Below are 15,411 nucleotides of genomic sequence, written 5' to 3'. Positions count from 1 at the left end.
TTTTATGCAATAAAAAAGGATATTATAGTTTAATATGGAAGATATTAAAAACTATGTTTATATAATATGGTTGATAAAAGGGGGATAAATATGGAGAGAATAACTTTTATTAACTCAAGAAATTTAAAATTAGTAGGGAATCTTTTTCCTACAAATTCTAAATCAATAATTATTTTTGCTCATGGATTTATTTCTGATAAGTGTTCAAAGGGTAGATTTCCTAGACTGACAGAAGCTCTTAATCAATGTGGATATAACGTTTTGACATTTGATTTTTGTGGATGTGGAGAAAGTGATGACGATAGTATAACTGTTTCTAAAGAAATAGATGATTTAAATTCTGCAATCAAATTTGTAAAATCACTAGGATATAAAAAAATAGGACTTTATGGCCACAGTCTTGGAAGTCTTATTTGTTTAAATTGTTGTAGTTTAGATATAGATACAATGGTTTTATCAGGAGCTTTAACTGGTCCAATGAAATATAATTGGAGTAAACATTTTACAGAGGAACAAATTAAAGAATTAAATGAAAAAGGATATATAACTGAAAATATAAGTGAAGGAATAAGAAAACAAGTAATAGTTGATAAACAAATGCTTATGGACTTTGAGTTAACAAATCAAAGTGAACTTATGAAGAATATTCATTGTCCTATTTTACTAATACATGGTAATAATGATGAGGAGGAAAAGCTTCTTTATGAAAATTCTAAAAGAGCAATGAACTTACTTCCTAAGGATAGTAGATTAGAAATTATTGACGGTGCTGACCATAGTTTTCTCGAATATTATGATACTTTAATTAATCTTACTAAGGATTGGTTCTTAAATCGTTTAGAAAGTTAAGGGAGAGGTTTTTATGAACTGTGAAAATAAATCTAAATATATACTAATAATATTAATACCTTTAATAATTGGGATTATTATAAACAGAGTTAATTTTATTTTACAAATATATTCTACGGTTCCATGGATATTTGCTATTGCTTTTATTATATTTTGGTTTTGGGCTGGAAAAGTATTTTCAAGGGCAAATTACAATAGAGTAAAGAGTTTTTTTATAGGTAATAGTCTGTGGTCTATATCATTCCTTTTTTATCTTTGGCAATTTATATTAGTAAATGACACAAATAGAAATTTTATAATAGCAGGAATATCTCAAAATTATATGATACTTATAGTGCCTATAGCTACAAAAATAATGATGATGTTTACTAATACAATTGATGGAACTATTATTTCAATAGTATCTTACATTTTTATGGTTATAATTTTTTCTATAGGATTTATTGTATAAAAGAATACCACAGGTTATACCTGTGGTTCTAAAAAGCTTTTAGCTATGAGTATAAAAAAAGATCCTCCTTTAGTAAAATAAGTATTAGGTTTGCCGACCAATACTTGAAATACAAAGGAGGAGTTCATAATGAACAATAACAGTTTAGCACATAGCAAATGGAATTGTAAATATCACATAGTGTTTGCACCTAAGTATAGAAGACAAATAATATATGGAAAGATAAAAGTTGATATTGGAGTAATATTAAGAAAGTTATGTGAACATAAGGGTGTAGAAATAATAGAAGCAAATGCATGCAAGGACCATATACACATGTTAGTTAGTGTTCCACCTAAATTAAGTATAGCTCAGTTTATGGGATACTTAAAAGGAAAAAGTTCTCTTATGATTTTTGATAGACATGCTAATCTAAAATATAAGTATGGAAATAGACAATTTTGGTGCAAGGGATATTATGTTGATACAGTTGGGCGTAATAAAAAAGCAATTGAAGAATATATAAAAAATCAAATACAAGAAGATGTAGCATATGAGCAATTGAGTTTAAAAGAATATATTGACCCGTTTACGGGTGAGCCAGTAAAGAAGAGCAGGTAAAATAAACCCCTTTAGGGGTAGTTAGTAAAAATTTGCGGTTGGCAAACCGTTCGGCGTGCGAGCAGCACAGCCAGTAATATGCCCTTATAGGGCTAAAGCAAACCACCCGTTTTACGGGTGGTCCTGATTTTACGAATCTGTAAAGGAAAATCATAGTTTACAGGCTAAATTATAATAAAGTTACTAATATATTTTAAAACATTATAACTAGAGATTGACTCCTACCTAAAGTAGGAGCTTAGAATAACTATGAGGGGAGGTAATATCTTGAAAATCGGTGAGTTTGCTAAAAGAGCAGGAGTAACTGTAAAAACGCTACTTCATTATGAGAAAATCGGATTATTAAAACCATCATATAAAACTAGTTCTGGATACAGAGTTTATTGTGAAGAAGATTTTTTGAGACTTCAGCAAATTATTACTTTGAAATTTATTGGGTTATCTTTGAATGAAATAAATGAAATTTTATATAGAAGAGAAGAAAATTTAGAAAGCATAATTACCACTCAAAAAAGTGCTTTAGAAGAAAAGAAAAAACATATAGAATCAGTTATAACTGTCTTTGATAAAGCAGAAAATCAAATAAAAGAAAATGGATTTTTAGAGGTTGAAAAGCTTATTGATATTATCAAGATAACTAATATGGAAGGTAAAGTAAAAGAACAGTATAAAAATACTGAAAATTTTAATTTAAGAACTAAGCTTCATAGTTATAATACTAATAAAACAGATTGGAATAATTGGTGTTTTAATCAAATGAAATTTCCAAGTAAAGCAAGAATATTAGAATTAGGCTGCGGTACTGGGGAACTTTGGCTTAAGAACAAAGAGAGTGTGAATAGCGAATGGAATATTACTTTATCTGATTTTTCTGCTTCTATGCTCCAGAATGCAAAAGAAAAATTAGAGCAAATAGAGCAAGATTTTATATATAAGGAGATTGATGCACAAAATATTCCTTATGAAGATGAAAGTTTTGATGTAGTAATTGCAAGACATATGCTCTATCTTGTTCCAGATATAGAAAAAGTCTTATCAGAAATAAAAAGAGTTCTTGCTAAAGATGGGATATTTTATGCTACCACTAATTCCTGTGAAACCATGAATGAGTTAAATAATCTCATAGAAAAATTTAATTCTGCCTTAGGGCTTCATAATAATGGAATGTGTGATAGATTCCAACTTGAAGATGGACAAGCGTTATTAGAAAAATATTTTAGTAAAGTTAATGTGGAAATCTTAGAAGGAAAGATTGTTACATCTAATATTGATGCTATTGTTTCTTATAAAGCTTCTAGTATAAAAGGAAGCTCTGTACTTGTAGGAAAAAAGAAAGATGATTTTAGAGAATATATAGAGGATTACATTAAGAAAAATGGAGATGCGTCCATAACTACAAAAGCCTGTATATTTAAAGTGAATAGATAGGGGACGGTTCATTATTTTTTAGTAATTAAAAAAGTATTCATATATTTTAATGAACCGTCCCTATGGTATACAAATTATTTTCACATATATATTAAATTTAGAGCTGGTATATCTATATAAAGCCTCTTAAGAATTTCATATCATAATTATGATATAATGAAAACAAAAAAGGATGGTACATTTTAATATGGATATTAATGATAAAACTCAATTAGAGATAAATAAAAACCTGGAGGGGTTAGGGGCAAAGGAAATTTGGGAAGTACTATATAATAAAGAATTAAATTGCAAGAAGAATATATTAGAATATATTAGTATTACAAAAGTACTTAAGGCAGGCAATATAACAAGTGAGCAAATACAAGATACATATACATTAATTTATAATAGTATAGATAAAATGAAAGATGTTATTAAACCTAATACAATCATGTATTTAAAGAATCAACTAAAAGCACAATTAGGAAAGTATGTTAAGGAAAAAGATCCAAAGCCTATTAATCACTTTATAGAGTTTTTTAAGAAGGCATATCCAGCAAATTACAGAAGAAAAGATTTTACATGGGTACTTATGGATATTAATAAAATTGCAGAGGAGCAAATTTGGACTACATTAATTTATATTAATGGATTGTGTTTAAAAGATAATTATAAACTCGATAAAGAACAAAAAGAAGACATTATAAAAATGGTAGAATTGTTAGTTAAGAAAAACAACATCAAATATATTAATCAAGTTAAGAGTTTATCTGAATTACTTAATATTTTAAACATAAAAATAATAACTACAGATAAAGGCTTTAAAGTTAAGTCATCTTCGAAAAAATAACTAGTCAGTATAATAAATTTAAAAGCAAAAGTTAAGTATCATACACTTAAGGATTAAGCAATATAAGCTTAGTTTTTTTATCTTTTGATATATAAAAAAATTCCTCTATTTGAGGAATTTTTAATAATCTAATATTTATTATAATTTAAGTATTTTACTCTTGAGTTTAATAATTAAAGACTTTTATAATAATCTAGCAACATATATAGGACTAGATTTCTCCTACAAGTTTCCATACATACTTTGTTAATGGAGATAATCTAGAGTGATCTACTATACATTCATAAATATTACCTTCATGTATAACTCTATCACCTACATAGTACTTAGTATTTCTTTTCCACTCAGGTAATTTATTTTCTCCTATAAGTTTCCACACATACTTTGTTGATGGAGATAATCTAGAGTGATCTACTATACATTCATAAATTTTCCCTTCATGTATAACTTTATCACCTACATAATATCTAGTATTTTTTGTCCATTCAGGTATAGTAGTTTTATTTTTTTCTAATGAATTAACCACTATATTAGTTTGCAATTTATCAGTAAGTGTTTTGTTCTTCTCTTGTACAGATGCATTTGCAGTTACATTAATAGTTCCGGCTAAAAGCAATGCCATAATTGTTACTAATGAATAAGTTCTTTTTGATTTCATAAAGAATTCCCCCTAATTATACAATTTTTAGAAGCTGGTTGCATCAGTAACTTCATATGTTCTAGATGCCCATATACAGAACACACTTCAAAATTTTCTTCTAAATTTAACCAAATTAATAATATCATTTCCAAATTATCTTGTCAATAAAAACCATAAAGGTAATATTAATAAAGGGATTTATAAAAATGAAGTATTTTTCACTGTAATTTCTTCTTTCTACAGTAATAATTAAAAAGATAATTAGCTATTTATGATTATTTATCTTTATATGAAAAAAGAAAGGTTATTAATATCTTTGGTAGAATATATTTACAATATATCAATAATTTAACCGTAAGTGAGTTATATTGATTTATTATATGGCTAAGTATTATTTAATATAAATTTGTAAGGAGAGCTTCATTATGATTAAAGATATTTTAAATAAAGAGTGGCAATGTAAATGTATCGGTTGTTCTATTGCCTTAGGAGAAATAATGCCACCAGGTGGAATAATAGCTGAAACTAATAATTTTATTCTTCACCAAGACCCAGAAATTCCTATAAAAGCTTTTTTAATTATTGCTTCAAAAAGACATATAAAATCAATATCACAGCTTAGTTATGAGGAGTCCCAAGAATTATTTGATTTAGTATATAAGGTAAGAGTAGCATTAAAAAGTATAGAAGATATTAATGAAATAAGCATAATTCAAGAAGAGAGATCAGGACATTTTCACATATGGCTTTTACCTAGATATGAATGGATGAATGATAAATTTGAAAATTCATTATCTGCTGTTAGGGATATAATGAATTATACAAGAAATAATTATAAAACAGAAAAAAATATTTCAGAAGTTTTAGAAACAGTAGATTTAATAAAAGATTCTTTAAAATACTTAAAGCAATATAAGAGGTAACACTGAAATATTGAGGAGGATAAAAATATGAACAGTAAAATTAAATTAAGAAAAGAAAAAAGAGAAGAAATGATATCTAAAATTAAAAATTATTTTTTAGAAGAAAGAGAAGAAGAATTAGGAGATTTAGCCTGTGGAATGATTTTAGATTTTATCATAAAAGAGCTATCAAGTGAATTTTATAACCAAGGGGTTTATGATTCATATAAATTTATGAATGACAGAATAGAGGATTTACTAGAGATACAAACATATTAAAGCAATGTACAATTAAAAATATATTTTATATTATTTTTCAACTTTAAAGAAATCATTAATAAAATATTAGTTCAAATTATTATTAGGAAAAATTCCATATTAAATGAATTTTAATCAGGGGGGCTACTGTGAGAAAAGTATTAAAAACTACATTAATTGTTTTTATATTCATTTTCATTGTAAGTTTTTTTACTATGAAAATTTTAAAAAGTGAAGAAAAAATGGAAAAGAATATTGAAGTTGAAAACTTTTTAGAAAAAAATCATTCAGCTTTAGACTTAGAAGATAATGATGATTTTTCTTCTTTTCAATTATTAGACAATGATTTAAAAAATAAAGAAATATTTTTTACAGCTGAAAATCATGGAATAAAGGCCAACTCAGAGCTAGAGTTAAAATTTTTAAAGTATTTTAAAGAAAAGGCAGATATTAATTATTATTTAATGGAATTGTCATATAGTGATAGCTGTTTTTTAAATCAATATTTGAAAACTGGAGATGAAAGTATATTAGAGGAAATGTACAAACCTCTTAAAGGTACTTTTGCATGGAATAAGCAGGGATATGAACATTGGAAGAAAGTATATGAATATAATAAAACATTGCCTGATGATAAAAAAATTAAAATTGTAGGTATTGATATAGAACATCAGTCTGTAAATGGACTTAGATATATGAATTCGGTATTACCTAATAAAAAAGTACCAGATGAAATAAAAAGTAATATGGAGGAATTTAATAGCATAATTAACAGTGGATATTTAGATGAAAATAGAGCAGATGATAGATTATATAAATTTTGCTCAGAGTTAAAAAATAGTATGGAAAAAAATAAAAATGTATATGAAGAATATCTAGAGGATAATTTTTTTGGATTTCAATTAGTAAATGAAAATATAATAAATAGAATGGATATAGTATCCTCAGAAGAAGATTTTAATAAAATTAGAGATGAAAAAATATACGAAAATTTTATTAAGGTTTATAATCATTTACCAAAAGGTAAGTATTATGGTCAATGGGGGCTAAACCATGCTTTTCAAAGAGAGCAGGGAGGAGTTTCTTGGTTAGCTGCACGTATGAATGGTAGCAATTCTCCTGTGAAAGGTAAGGTATTATCAATAATTTATTTATATAAGAACTGTATGTATATGAATATAGGAGATTATAGTAAAAAGCATATATATTCCTACAAATCTGCTGATTTTAATAAATATTTTATGAAGCCTATAACTCTTTTTAAATTAAAGGGAGAAAACTCTCCTTTTGAAAATAGTTTAATATGGCCAATGAATCCAAACTATACTGGACAAGTAGCCAAAGATGGAGTAACTACTGATTATTTTCAGTATATAGTTGTAGTTATAAATTCTACCCCAACAGAGCCTTTAGGCAAATAATAATTTTAAAAGAATTAGGAATTATTGAAATGACAGAAAGTCTAATAGACTTAATTTATATTGATTTAAACAAGAAAGGCGGATTTTATGAAAAATATATACAATATAAATAATATACCAAAGCAATATATTAGTAAGTTTCAAGGGGCTAAAACAATGTATGTAGGAAATGCTGTAGGTAGTGAAAAAATATATGTAAATATAGACTGCATAGAACCAGGTTATAAAAGCACAAAATATCATCATCATTCAATGCAAGAAGAGTTTTTTCTTATAATGAGTGGGAAGGGAATCATAAGAATAAACGACGAAGAATTTGAAGTTAAATCTGGAGATGTGATTTCAAAGCCTGCTGGCAAAAATATCACACATCAATTTATTAATAATAGTGAAGGGGTATTGCAAATACTGGACGTTGGAACTAAAGAAGATGAGGATATTGCTATATACCCTGATGAAAATATCTTATATGTAAGAAATAAGGGATTAGCTTTTAAAGTTGATGATGATATTATATCAAAAGGATGGACATCAGATCCAAATGAATAATTGAGAATATGACATACTCATCAATTGATATAAAAGAATTTGGAATTATGGACATATGTAGAAAATATTAATATTTATATATTAATTATCGATGTAAAAGGTTATATTTAATTAATGAAATAAAGGCAGGTATTCCTGCCTTTATGAAAGTTTTGAAGTAAAAATAATCTTTTGTTAATTTTTTAGGATAATAGATATTAGCCCATAGTTAATTCAGATTTTACTGTGTTTATTTCTTCTTGTTTTGCTGGTTGAGCAGGTTTATAATATCCTTTTTCTTTAGCTGCTTGATAAATTTTATATTGACGAGCTTCATCACTGTCTCTCATTTGTTGAAGTGTTTGTCTTAATTGTTGATTATCTGTTTCAGATATTATGGTAGCATATCCAGTTAAACTACTCTTAATCATACTTAAATAGTCATTCATTATATCTTTTTCTTGCATTTTTATACCCTCCTATCCTAAGAATCCCATTAATTTTTGTTTAGCAGCTCTTGCTTCTTGAGCATCAGTTTTTAGCATTTGGCTTAATTGTGGATCAGTACATTGATTAGCAAAATCGTCAAGTTTATTTGCTATTGTTCCATGAGCGCCAATAAGATGACGAAGATTTTGTAATTCCATTTGGTTTAAGTTTTGCATAAAATCACTCCTAACTTTTTATTTCAACCTTAGTATTACACATAAAATATATTTTATTCTCATAATTTAATTATTAATTACAGTCCTAGAAGAATAAGCATTCAAAGGAAGTATAGCTATAATACTTAAATAAGTTTAGGGTCATAACATAAAAGAATGGTAAAAAAATATAAGAATGAAGGACTATGGAGGAAACTAATTTTTATTAAAGTTATAAAGTAACTTTAATAAAAGCCTCCATAAGTTCTTCATTCTTAAGCTTTAACTAATTGTAATTGTTAATCATCAATTGAAATCATTATTTCACTCTCAAGGACATGCATAAGTTCTCTAACTGAGACTATTTTATTTACTTTATATGCATTTTCACCAGAAAAAATTAGAGCATTTTCCATATTACCCTTTGCTGCATTTATTAAAGCTGTGGTTATACAATATGGAGTTTCTTTAGGATTACAAGGAATTAAGCAATTATAACATCTATCAATCTTTTGATTTTCACTTTCAACTGTTTTAGTGAAATTATTTAATATGGCACGTCCAGGCATTCCTACAGGACTTTTAACGAGGCAAATATCATCTTTATTACTATTTATATAAGCTTTTTTAAAGTTTATATGTGCATCACACTCTGCTGTGGCCACAAATCTAGTACCCATTTGTACTCCTTGAGCACCTAATTTTAGAAACTTTGCAATATCAAATCCATCATAAATTCCACCAGCAGCAATTATAGGAATGTTTTTATTATATTTTTCCTCATAAGGTTTAACTGCTTCAACTATCTGTGGAACTACACTCTCTAAGCTGCATTCTTCTTTTTCTACGTCTTCTTTATGAAACCCTAAATGTCCTCCTGCCTTAGGGCCTTCTACTACAATCATATCAGGAGCTACATTATGCTTTTTATCCCAAATCTTTAATATAACAGAAGCTGCTTTTAATGAAGATACAATAGGTGCAATCTTTGTTTTATAATCCTTAACTATCTTAGGAAGAGTAGTAGGAAGCCCAGCGCCTGAAATTATTAAATCTACTCCACTTTTTATAGCTTCTAGAGCATATTCTTCATAGTTTTTCATTGCTACCATTAAATTAACCCCTATTATTCCTTTTGGAGCTTTTTCTTTAGCAAGCTTTATATGTTTTCTTAATGCTTTTAAATTTGCCTCAAAAGCATTAGTTTCAAAATCTTCATCATCATATCCTATTTGTGCTGCAGAGATAATTCCAATACCTCCACAGTTTGCAACAGCAGAAGCTAAGTTAGATAAGGATATACCTATACCCATTCCCCCTTGAATTATAGGTAGTCTTGCTTCTAAATCTCCTATTTTTAATGGTTTTATATCCATTTAATAAAACATCTCCTTTGTTTTGATTATAAAATATTTTGATAATCAAACTAATTTGTAATAATTATAATCTATTATTTAAATATCATCAACTTATAATTTTCATGGACCTATTATAATAAAATGAATATAACTGTAAATAGGAAAAAAATATTTTCACTAAATCATATCTTATATAATTTATAAAATTTTAAAAATATTAATAGTATAAATATTGAAAATAATTTCAAAAAAATGTTATTATAATAAATATTAATATTTTAGGAGAGATATATGATAATAAAGTATGTTAATATTTTATCAGGAATAATAATTTTATTATTAGGTTTATATATATCTAAAAGAAAAATAGTTATAAAAGAAAGTTCTTTTCTTACATTTCTATTCATTTATTTAATTTTTCAAGGGATTTTTAAAATAGAATTAAACAATATAGTTATGTTTATAGCTTCAATGATATTAATTTCTATATTTTATATTTTAGTAATTATATATTATGGGAAAACATATTCTTTTTTTGGGATGTCTAGGGATGACGTAACTACAGTTCTGATTAATTTTTTCACAAAGAAAAACTTTAAGTATAGTATAACTAAGAATGAAAACAAGTTATCGGTGGACATAGGAGAGAAAATCACTGAAATTGAACTAAAATCTACATCATATATTACATCTATTAATGTAGTTAATGTTGAAGATAAAGAGAAGTGTGATGAAATAATAGAAGAGCTAAAAAAAGAATTTTATAAAGATAAAAGAAATAAATTTTCAACAGCGTCAGCAATATTAATATTACTTGGAGTTATAATAATTTCTCTAGGATTTTTTATATAATAATGTTAGTAATTTTAAAAATATAAACTTAGGCAATTGAGAATTGAGGATGGACAATTGACAATTAAGGAGGAAGTTAGTTTTAATTAAACTGATTTCTTTAACTGATTTTAAACTAGCAATGTAATTGCTAGTTTTTTCACCTCAGGGGAACAGTAGTGAAGCCCTTTAGGGTTCCCCTGAGGTGCAGTATGATCAGGAACAATACTAATGAAAATTAACTAATGCTGTAGAGAAAGTTAGTTAATTGAAAATTGATGATATACAATTGAAAATATGGTTGAAGTTAGTTTTGATTAAACTGATTTTTTAATTGATTTTAAACTAGCAATGTAATTGCTAGTTTTTTATAAGAAATTACTTCTGTAATTTCTTATAATCAGAAGAGTTCTGAAAGCTATAACTTCTAATAAATTTAGCTAATAAAATGTAGAATTTAATAGTTATATTTAAGAATATAATGGTATTAAATGGTATAAAAATTTTTTAAATCATATAATTTAGGGATAGAGATAATTTAGGAGGAAGATTATGATTTTAAAATTTTAAGTATAGTATTTGGAGTTATAATTATAGTATTTGGATTTCTTATAAGCAGAAGAAAATTTATTATTAAAGAAAGGATAACTAGAAGTTCAATATTTTTTTATATACTCTTTATTGAATTGATATTAAGAACTATTAGAGAAAAGGATGAATTTACACTAATAACAACTATATGTATATCAGCTATTTTGGTGATATTTGTATTCTATGCAAAAGTTTATACTGTTTATGGATTGCTTAAGGAAGAATTAATTGAAATATTAGCAGACTTTTTTTCACAAAAAAGTATTCCATGGGAACTTGAGGACGATACTTTAATGATAGCTTATGGAGAAAAACGAGTGGATATAAAATTAAAAGAAATATTTAGAAGAACTACAGTTTACTTATCTCAACTTGAAAATAATAGTGTATGCAATCAAATAATAGATGAAATAAAAAAATATATAAAAGAAAATAAGAAAAATAAATTTTCTTATGAAACAATTATTTATATTATATTAGGAATTCTTCTCATATTTTTAGGGATAAAAATATAATCATTTAATTTGTTATGATATGAATTGTTAGAAAAAGTATAAAATTTCATGAACATCATTGTCACAACCTCTGTTGTAGTTTAACTTATAATTATGTGTAAAAATATAAAATAAGAAAATAAAAAAATAGTTTCAAATAAATAAATTATAGTATAGCCCTATAGGGTTATACTATTTTTAGGTTTAAACTCATCACTATAAATTGAATAAGTTACAACTTATGAATTTTATATTATAATTGGTAGTGTATAGAAACTTAGAAATTAGTGACCTATTATTATGGAGGGGTTTATTTATGATAAAATATGACCTTGTAATTATTGGTGGAGGACCAAGTGGCATGATCGCAGCAATTGCTGCAAAAGAAAATGGTATTAAAGATATTTTAATTATAGATAGAGAAATAGAACTTGGAGGAATGTTAATAAATTGTATTCATAGCGGCTTTAGAAGTAAATATATAGGAGGAGACTTAACAGCACCAGAGTATATTCAAAGCTTAGTTAATAAATTAATAGAATATGAAATAGAATATAAAACTTCAACAGATGTTATAAGTTTACATACAAATAAAACCATAGTGGCAGTAAATGAAGAAGGAATTTTAGAAATTTATTCGAGGGCAATAATCTTAGCTATGGGATGTAGAGAAAGACCATTAGGATATAAAAACATATTAAGTCATAGATGTTCAGGGATAATTACTTCTTTATCCACATTGAAATTAATTAATAGAGCCGGAATAATGCCTGGTAAAGAAGTGTTAGTTTTAGGTTCAGGAGATCCGGCATTATTTGCAACAAGAAGCCTAGTATTAGAAGGAGCAAAGATTAAAGGAATTATTGAAACCACAGAGGGATTAAGTGCAATTAATGAAGAAGTGAAAAACTTTATCAAGGATTTCAATATACCTGTTATGTTAAAGTCTAGAGTTACTAATGTTTTTGGTAAGGGAAGAGTTGAAGGAGTAAATATAGGACTTTTAGATGAGAATAACAAAGTTATTCCTAATAGTAAAAGTTATATAAGTTGTGATACCTTAGTTTTATCTATTTACCTTCATCCAGAAAATGCTCTAGCATTAAAAGCTGGTATAGATATAGAACAAGAAAGCTCAAAAATGATTTTAAAAGATAATATGGAAACTTCAATAGATGGAATATTCGCTTGTGGTACTGTAGTTAAAGGATATGAACAAATAAATAAAATAGAAATAGAAAGTGAACTAGTAGGAAAATATGTAGCAGAATACTTAGGCAATTGAGAATTGATGATTGACAATGGAGAATTGTGGAAATTTCTCAGCAGAAGCTGAGAAATTTAAAATTGATTGAATGTAGCAGCGAACAGTGTTCGCTCCTACAATAATTAGCAATTGCATTGCCAATTAAAAATACATTAAAGAAATTATTTTGCCTAAAAATAATTTTAACCTTAATTGTCAATTGTCCATTGTCAATTCTCAATTGTATAAGTTGTGATATAATATATTAAATAAAATTTATAAAGGATTATAAACATGAACAATAAAACTAGTATTATAAACTTTTGTAAATCTTTAGGTCTTACAACTGTAGGATTTACAACCTGTAGAGTTTTTTCTGAATTAGAAAATTATTATTCTTATAGGAAAGAAAAAGGGTTTCAGATAGAATTTGAAGAAGATGATGTAGAAAAAAGAATAAATCCGTTTTTATTAATGGAAGATGGAAAAACTATAATATCAATAGCATTTCCATATTTACATGATGAAAATCGAAAGGTTAAATATTTTTCAAAATATACTTTAGGTGAAGATTATCATGTGGTAGTAAAAAAATATCTACAGAAAATATGTGGATATATTGAAAGTTTAGGTGGAAAAGCTATAGGATTTGTGGATAATAATCCACTTCCTGAAAGATATATTGCGTATCTTTGCGGTATTGGATTCGTAGGAAAAAACAATACATTTATCACTAAGGAATATGGTTCTTACGTTTTTCTAGGGGAAATAATAACAGATCTACCCTTAGAAATTGATAGTCCTATAAAAGAGAGTTGTGGAAAATGCCAATTATGTCTAAATGCTTGTCCTACTGACACTCTTAAAGAGCAAGTAAAGGATAATGATTTTAATAGATGTTTATCCTATATGACTCAAAAAAAACATATAGATGAACATTGGTTTGATAAGTTTAAAGGCAAGATTTTTGGATGCGATATTTGCCAAGATATATGTCCTTATAATAAAAAAGCTAAATTTTCACACATAGAAGAGTTTAAAGCCTTTGATTTTATGAAAGAAGATGAGCTTATAGATATAATTAATATGAATAATACTACCTTTAAAGAGAAATATCAAAAATGTAGTTGTGGATGGAGAGGCAAAAATATCCTAATAAGAAATAGTCTTATTAATTATAATAATATAAAGCATGAAGATAAAGATAATATAATTAAGAATATAAATTCCCCATATATAAGGGAATATTATGATAAACTTTTTAAAAATAAAACTTAAACAATTATAAATTCATACAGGTTTTATAAGTTGAAGATTATGATAGAATTTTAAAATGTAGAGGTGGATAAAGAATGGATTTAGCTGCTAAATTTCGTTTGATAGAAAAACTTCCAAAAAGCTTAGGAGATAAATTAATACAATCAGCTATTTATAGATATTATAAAAAATATGCAAATGTTAAAATTACGGGATATGAAAATATAGAAAAGCTAGAAGGGCCAATTATATTTATAGCCAATCATTTAAGCAATGCAGATGGCTTAGTTTTAAATACAATTCTTGAAAAGAAAAATCCTATATTTGTAGCCGGAGAAAAGCTAAGTGAAAATTCTTTTACTAAAATGGGAATAAGAGTTGTTGAGACTATAACTATAAAGCCAAATTCTGCCGATAAAGAGGCTATTGCAAAGATAATTAAAAGCTTAAAAGAAGGAAGGAATATAGTTATTTTTCCAGAAGGGACAAGAAGTAGAACTGGTAGTATGATAGAAGCTAAAAAAGGGCTTCTTTTAATAGCAAAAATGTCTAAAGCTACTATAGTACCAATAGGATTATGTGGAACAGAGAATTTTATGCCAATAAATGATAATGATATGGGACAAGAAACCTTTAGAAAAGCAGATATATTTATTAATATAGGATCACCAGTAGAAATAGTAGAAAAGCAAAAAGACGAGGATAAAAATAGTTATAGTAATAGGGCATTAAGAGAACTTATGCTTTCAGTTGCAAAATTAGTACCAGAAAAGTATAGAGGAGTTTATTCTCTAGAAGAAAATAACGATGAAATTTCTAGTAGTCAAACAAGTGAATAATTATATAAGAAAAAGTCTATATCTAAGAAGGTATAGACTTTTTCTATTTGAAGCGATATAGTAACTTCTTATAAATGGCTAGCAATGCATTGCTAGTAAAAAAATTAGTTTAAGAAATTAATTCATAAAGAATTAATTTCAACCTTAATTGTGAATTTTGCATTGTGAATTGTGAATTAAAACGCTCAAGGATGTAGCTATATTCACCTATACATTAATTTTTTAAGTAGTTTATCTATACTGGT

Annotated in this window: 18 protein-coding genes and 1 riboswitch; of the genes, 14 read left to right on the top strand and 4 right to left on the bottom strand. The window is 26.4% G+C overall.

Features of this window, described 5'->3' with window-relative positions:
• The first annotated feature begins 90 nt into the window (after positions 1–90).
• From ACY1IQ_RS16725 to ACY1IQ_RS16705, 5 genes are all read left to right on the top strand, one after another.
• Positions 91–849 (top strand): alpha/beta hydrolase, encoded by a 759-nt coding sequence (locus tag ACY1IQ_RS16725; RefSeq protein WP_461615039.1) that lies wholly within the window; start codon positions 91–93, stop codon positions 847–849.
• A 13-nt stretch (positions 850–862) separates the two neighbouring features.
• Positions 863–1,300, top strand: a complete 438-nt coding sequence (locus ACY1IQ_RS16720) for a hypothetical protein (RefSeq protein ID WP_461615038.1) — start codon at positions 863–865, stop codon at positions 1,298–1,300.
• Between the two features lie 129 nt (positions 1,301–1,429).
• The gene (tnpA, locus tag ACY1IQ_RS16715; protein ID WP_461615037.1) at positions 1,430–1,900 is read left to right on the top strand and encodes an IS200/IS605 family transposase; all 471 of its coding nucleotides are present in this window, start codon (positions 1,430–1,432) and stop codon (positions 1,898–1,900) included.
• Between the two features lie 267 nt (positions 1,901–2,167).
• Positions 2,168–3,328 (top strand): MerR family transcriptional regulator, encoded by a 1,161-nt coding sequence (locus tag ACY1IQ_RS16710; protein WP_461615036.1) that lies wholly within the window; start codon positions 2,168–2,170, stop codon positions 3,326–3,328.
• Between the two features lie 187 nt (positions 3,329–3,515).
• The gene (locus ACY1IQ_RS16705) at positions 3,516–4,157 is read left to right on the top strand and encodes a hypothetical protein (RefSeq protein ID WP_461615035.1); all 642 of its coding nucleotides are present in this window, start codon (positions 3,516–3,518) and stop codon (positions 4,155–4,157) included.
• A 211-nt stretch (positions 4,158–4,368) separates the two neighbouring features.
• Here the strand turns inward: ACY1IQ_RS16705 and ACY1IQ_RS16700 are convergent, their stop codons facing one another.
• Positions 4,369–4,815 (bottom strand): carbohydrate-binding protein, encoded by a 447-nt coding sequence (locus ACY1IQ_RS16700; protein ID WP_461615034.1) that lies wholly within the window; start codon positions 4,813–4,815, stop codon positions 4,369–4,371.
• 23 nt (positions 4,816–4,838) lie between these two features.
• Positions 4,839–4,923: riboswitch (cyclic di-GMP riboswitch) on the bottom strand.
• Positions 4,924–5,222: 299 nt separating this feature from the next.
• On the opposite strand from ACY1IQ_RS16700, the gene ACY1IQ_RS16695 reads away from it, so the two are divergent.
• The 4 genes from ACY1IQ_RS16695 (at position 5,223) to ACY1IQ_RS16680 (ending at position 7,927) form a co-directional block, all read left to right on the top strand.
• A complete protein-coding gene (locus ACY1IQ_RS16695) occupies positions 5,223–5,720 on the top strand; it encodes an HIT family protein (protein ID WP_461615033.1) in 498 nt (165 codons plus the stop codon).
• 27 nt (positions 5,721–5,747) lie between these two features.
• A complete protein-coding gene (locus ACY1IQ_RS16690; RefSeq protein WP_461615032.1) occupies positions 5,748–5,978 on the top strand; it encodes a DUF2164 domain-containing protein in 231 nt (76 codons plus the stop codon).
• 128 nt (positions 5,979–6,106) lie between these two features.
• A complete protein-coding gene (locus tag ACY1IQ_RS16685) occupies positions 6,107–7,378 on the top strand; it encodes a TraB/GumN family protein (protein ID WP_461615031.1) in 1,272 nt (423 codons plus the stop codon).
• Between the two features lie 87 nt (positions 7,379–7,465).
• A complete protein-coding gene (locus ACY1IQ_RS16680; RefSeq protein WP_461615030.1) occupies positions 7,466–7,927 on the top strand; it encodes a cupin domain-containing protein in 462 nt (153 codons plus the stop codon).
• Between the two features lie 197 nt (positions 7,928–8,124).
• On the opposite strand, the gene ACY1IQ_RS16675 is transcribed toward ACY1IQ_RS16680, so the two are convergent.
• From ACY1IQ_RS16675 to ACY1IQ_RS16665, 3 genes are all read right to left on the bottom strand, one after another.
• Positions 8,125–8,373 (bottom strand): spore coat protein, encoded by a 249-nt coding sequence (locus ACY1IQ_RS16675; protein WP_039635448.1) that lies wholly within the window; start codon positions 8,371–8,373, stop codon positions 8,125–8,127.
• 12 nt (positions 8,374–8,385) lie between these two features.
• Positions 8,386–8,571: a hypothetical protein gene (locus tag ACY1IQ_RS16670; protein WP_039635450.1), complete on the bottom strand. Its 186-nt coding sequence runs from the start codon at positions 8,569–8,571 to the stop codon at positions 8,386–8,388.
• A gap of 278 nt (positions 8,572–8,849) precedes the next feature.
• Positions 8,850–9,926, bottom strand: a complete 1,077-nt coding sequence (locus tag ACY1IQ_RS16665; protein WP_461615029.1) for an NAD(P)H-dependent flavin oxidoreductase — start codon at positions 9,924–9,926, stop codon at positions 8,850–8,852.
• Positions 9,927–10,199: 273 nt separating this feature from the next.
• Between ACY1IQ_RS16665 and ACY1IQ_RS16660 the strand changes: the two genes are divergently transcribed.
• The 5 genes from ACY1IQ_RS16660 to ACY1IQ_RS16640 all read left to right on the top strand — a co-directional run bounded on the left by ACY1IQ_RS16660 (position 10,200) and on the right by ACY1IQ_RS16640 (position 15,166).
• A complete protein-coding gene (locus ACY1IQ_RS16660) occupies positions 10,200–10,760 on the top strand; it encodes a hypothetical protein (RefSeq protein WP_461615028.1) in 561 nt (186 codons plus the stop codon).
• Between the two features lie 665 nt (positions 10,761–11,425).
• The gene (locus ACY1IQ_RS16655) at positions 11,426–11,845 is read left to right on the top strand and encodes a hypothetical protein (RefSeq protein WP_461615027.1); all 420 of its coding nucleotides are present in this window, start codon (positions 11,426–11,428) and stop codon (positions 11,843–11,845) included.
• A gap of 295 nt (positions 11,846–12,140) precedes the next feature.
• Positions 12,141–13,109, top strand: a complete 969-nt coding sequence (locus ACY1IQ_RS16650) for an NAD(P)/FAD-dependent oxidoreductase (protein ID WP_461615026.1) — start codon at positions 12,141–12,143, stop codon at positions 13,107–13,109.
• A 255-nt stretch (positions 13,110–13,364) separates the two neighbouring features.
• A complete protein-coding gene (queG, locus tag ACY1IQ_RS16645) occupies positions 13,365–14,348 on the top strand; it encodes a tRNA epoxyqueuosine(34) reductase QueG (protein ID WP_461615025.1) in 984 nt (327 codons plus the stop codon).
• Positions 14,349–14,422: 74 nt separating this feature from the next.
• Positions 14,423–15,166 (top strand): lysophospholipid acyltransferase family protein, encoded by a 744-nt coding sequence (locus ACY1IQ_RS16640; protein ID WP_461615024.1) that lies wholly within the window; start codon positions 14,423–14,425, stop codon positions 15,164–15,166.
• Positions 15,167–15,411: the final 245 nt, after the last annotated feature.

This window comes from Clostridium sp. Marseille-QA1073, assembly GCF_054863625.1.
This window is presented reverse-complemented; position numbering and strand designations above follow the sequence as displayed.

Coding starts and splice junctions, on each gene's coding strand:
- ACY1IQ_RS16675 (WP_039635448.1), bottom strand. CDS start 8,373: ATGCAAGAAAAAGATATAATGAATGACTATTTAAGTATGATTAAGAGT.
- ACY1IQ_RS16650 (WP_461615026.1), top strand. CDS start 12,141: ATGATAAAATATGACCTTGTAATTATTGGTGGAGGACCAAGTGGCATG.
- ACY1IQ_RS16695 (WP_461615033.1), top strand. CDS start 5,223: ATGATTAAAGATATTTTAAATAAAGAGTGGCAATGTAAATGTATCGGT.
- ACY1IQ_RS16680 (WP_461615030.1), top strand. CDS start 7,466: ATGAAAAATATATACAATATAAATAATATACCAAAGCAATATATTAGT.
- tnpA (WP_461615037.1), top strand. CDS start 1,430: ATGAACAATAACAGTTTAGCACATAGCAAATGGAATTGTAAATATCAC.
- ACY1IQ_RS16725 (WP_461615039.1), top strand. CDS start 91: ATGGAGAGAATAACTTTTATTAACTCAAGAAATTTAAAATTAGTAGGG.
- ACY1IQ_RS16705 (WP_461615035.1), top strand. CDS start 3,516: ATGGATATTAATGATAAAACTCAATTAGAGATAAATAAAAACCTGGAG.
- ACY1IQ_RS16690 (WP_461615032.1), top strand. CDS start 5,748: ATGAACAGTAAAATTAAATTAAGAAAAGAAAAAAGAGAAGAAATGATA.
- ACY1IQ_RS16640 (WP_461615024.1), top strand. CDS start 14,423: ATGGATTTAGCTGCTAAATTTCGTTTGATAGAAAAACTTCCAAAAAGC.
- ACY1IQ_RS16660 (WP_461615028.1), top strand. CDS start 10,200: ATGATAATAAAGTATGTTAATATTTTATCAGGAATAATAATTTTATTA.
- queG (WP_461615025.1), top strand. CDS start 13,365: ATGAACAATAAAACTAGTATTATAAACTTTTGTAAATCTTTAGGTCTT.
- ACY1IQ_RS16665 (WP_461615029.1), bottom strand. CDS start 9,926: ATGGATATAAAACCATTAAAAATAGGAGATTTAGAAGCAAGACTACCT.
- ACY1IQ_RS16720 (WP_461615038.1), top strand. CDS start 863: ATGAACTGTGAAAATAAATCTAAATATATACTAATAATATTAATACCT.
- ACY1IQ_RS16670 (WP_039635450.1), bottom strand. CDS start 8,571: ATGCAAAACTTAAACCAAATGGAATTACAAAATCTTCGTCATCTTATT.
- ACY1IQ_RS16700 (WP_461615034.1), bottom strand. CDS start 4,815: ATGAAATCAAAAAGAACTTATTCATTAGTAACAATTATGGCATTGCTT.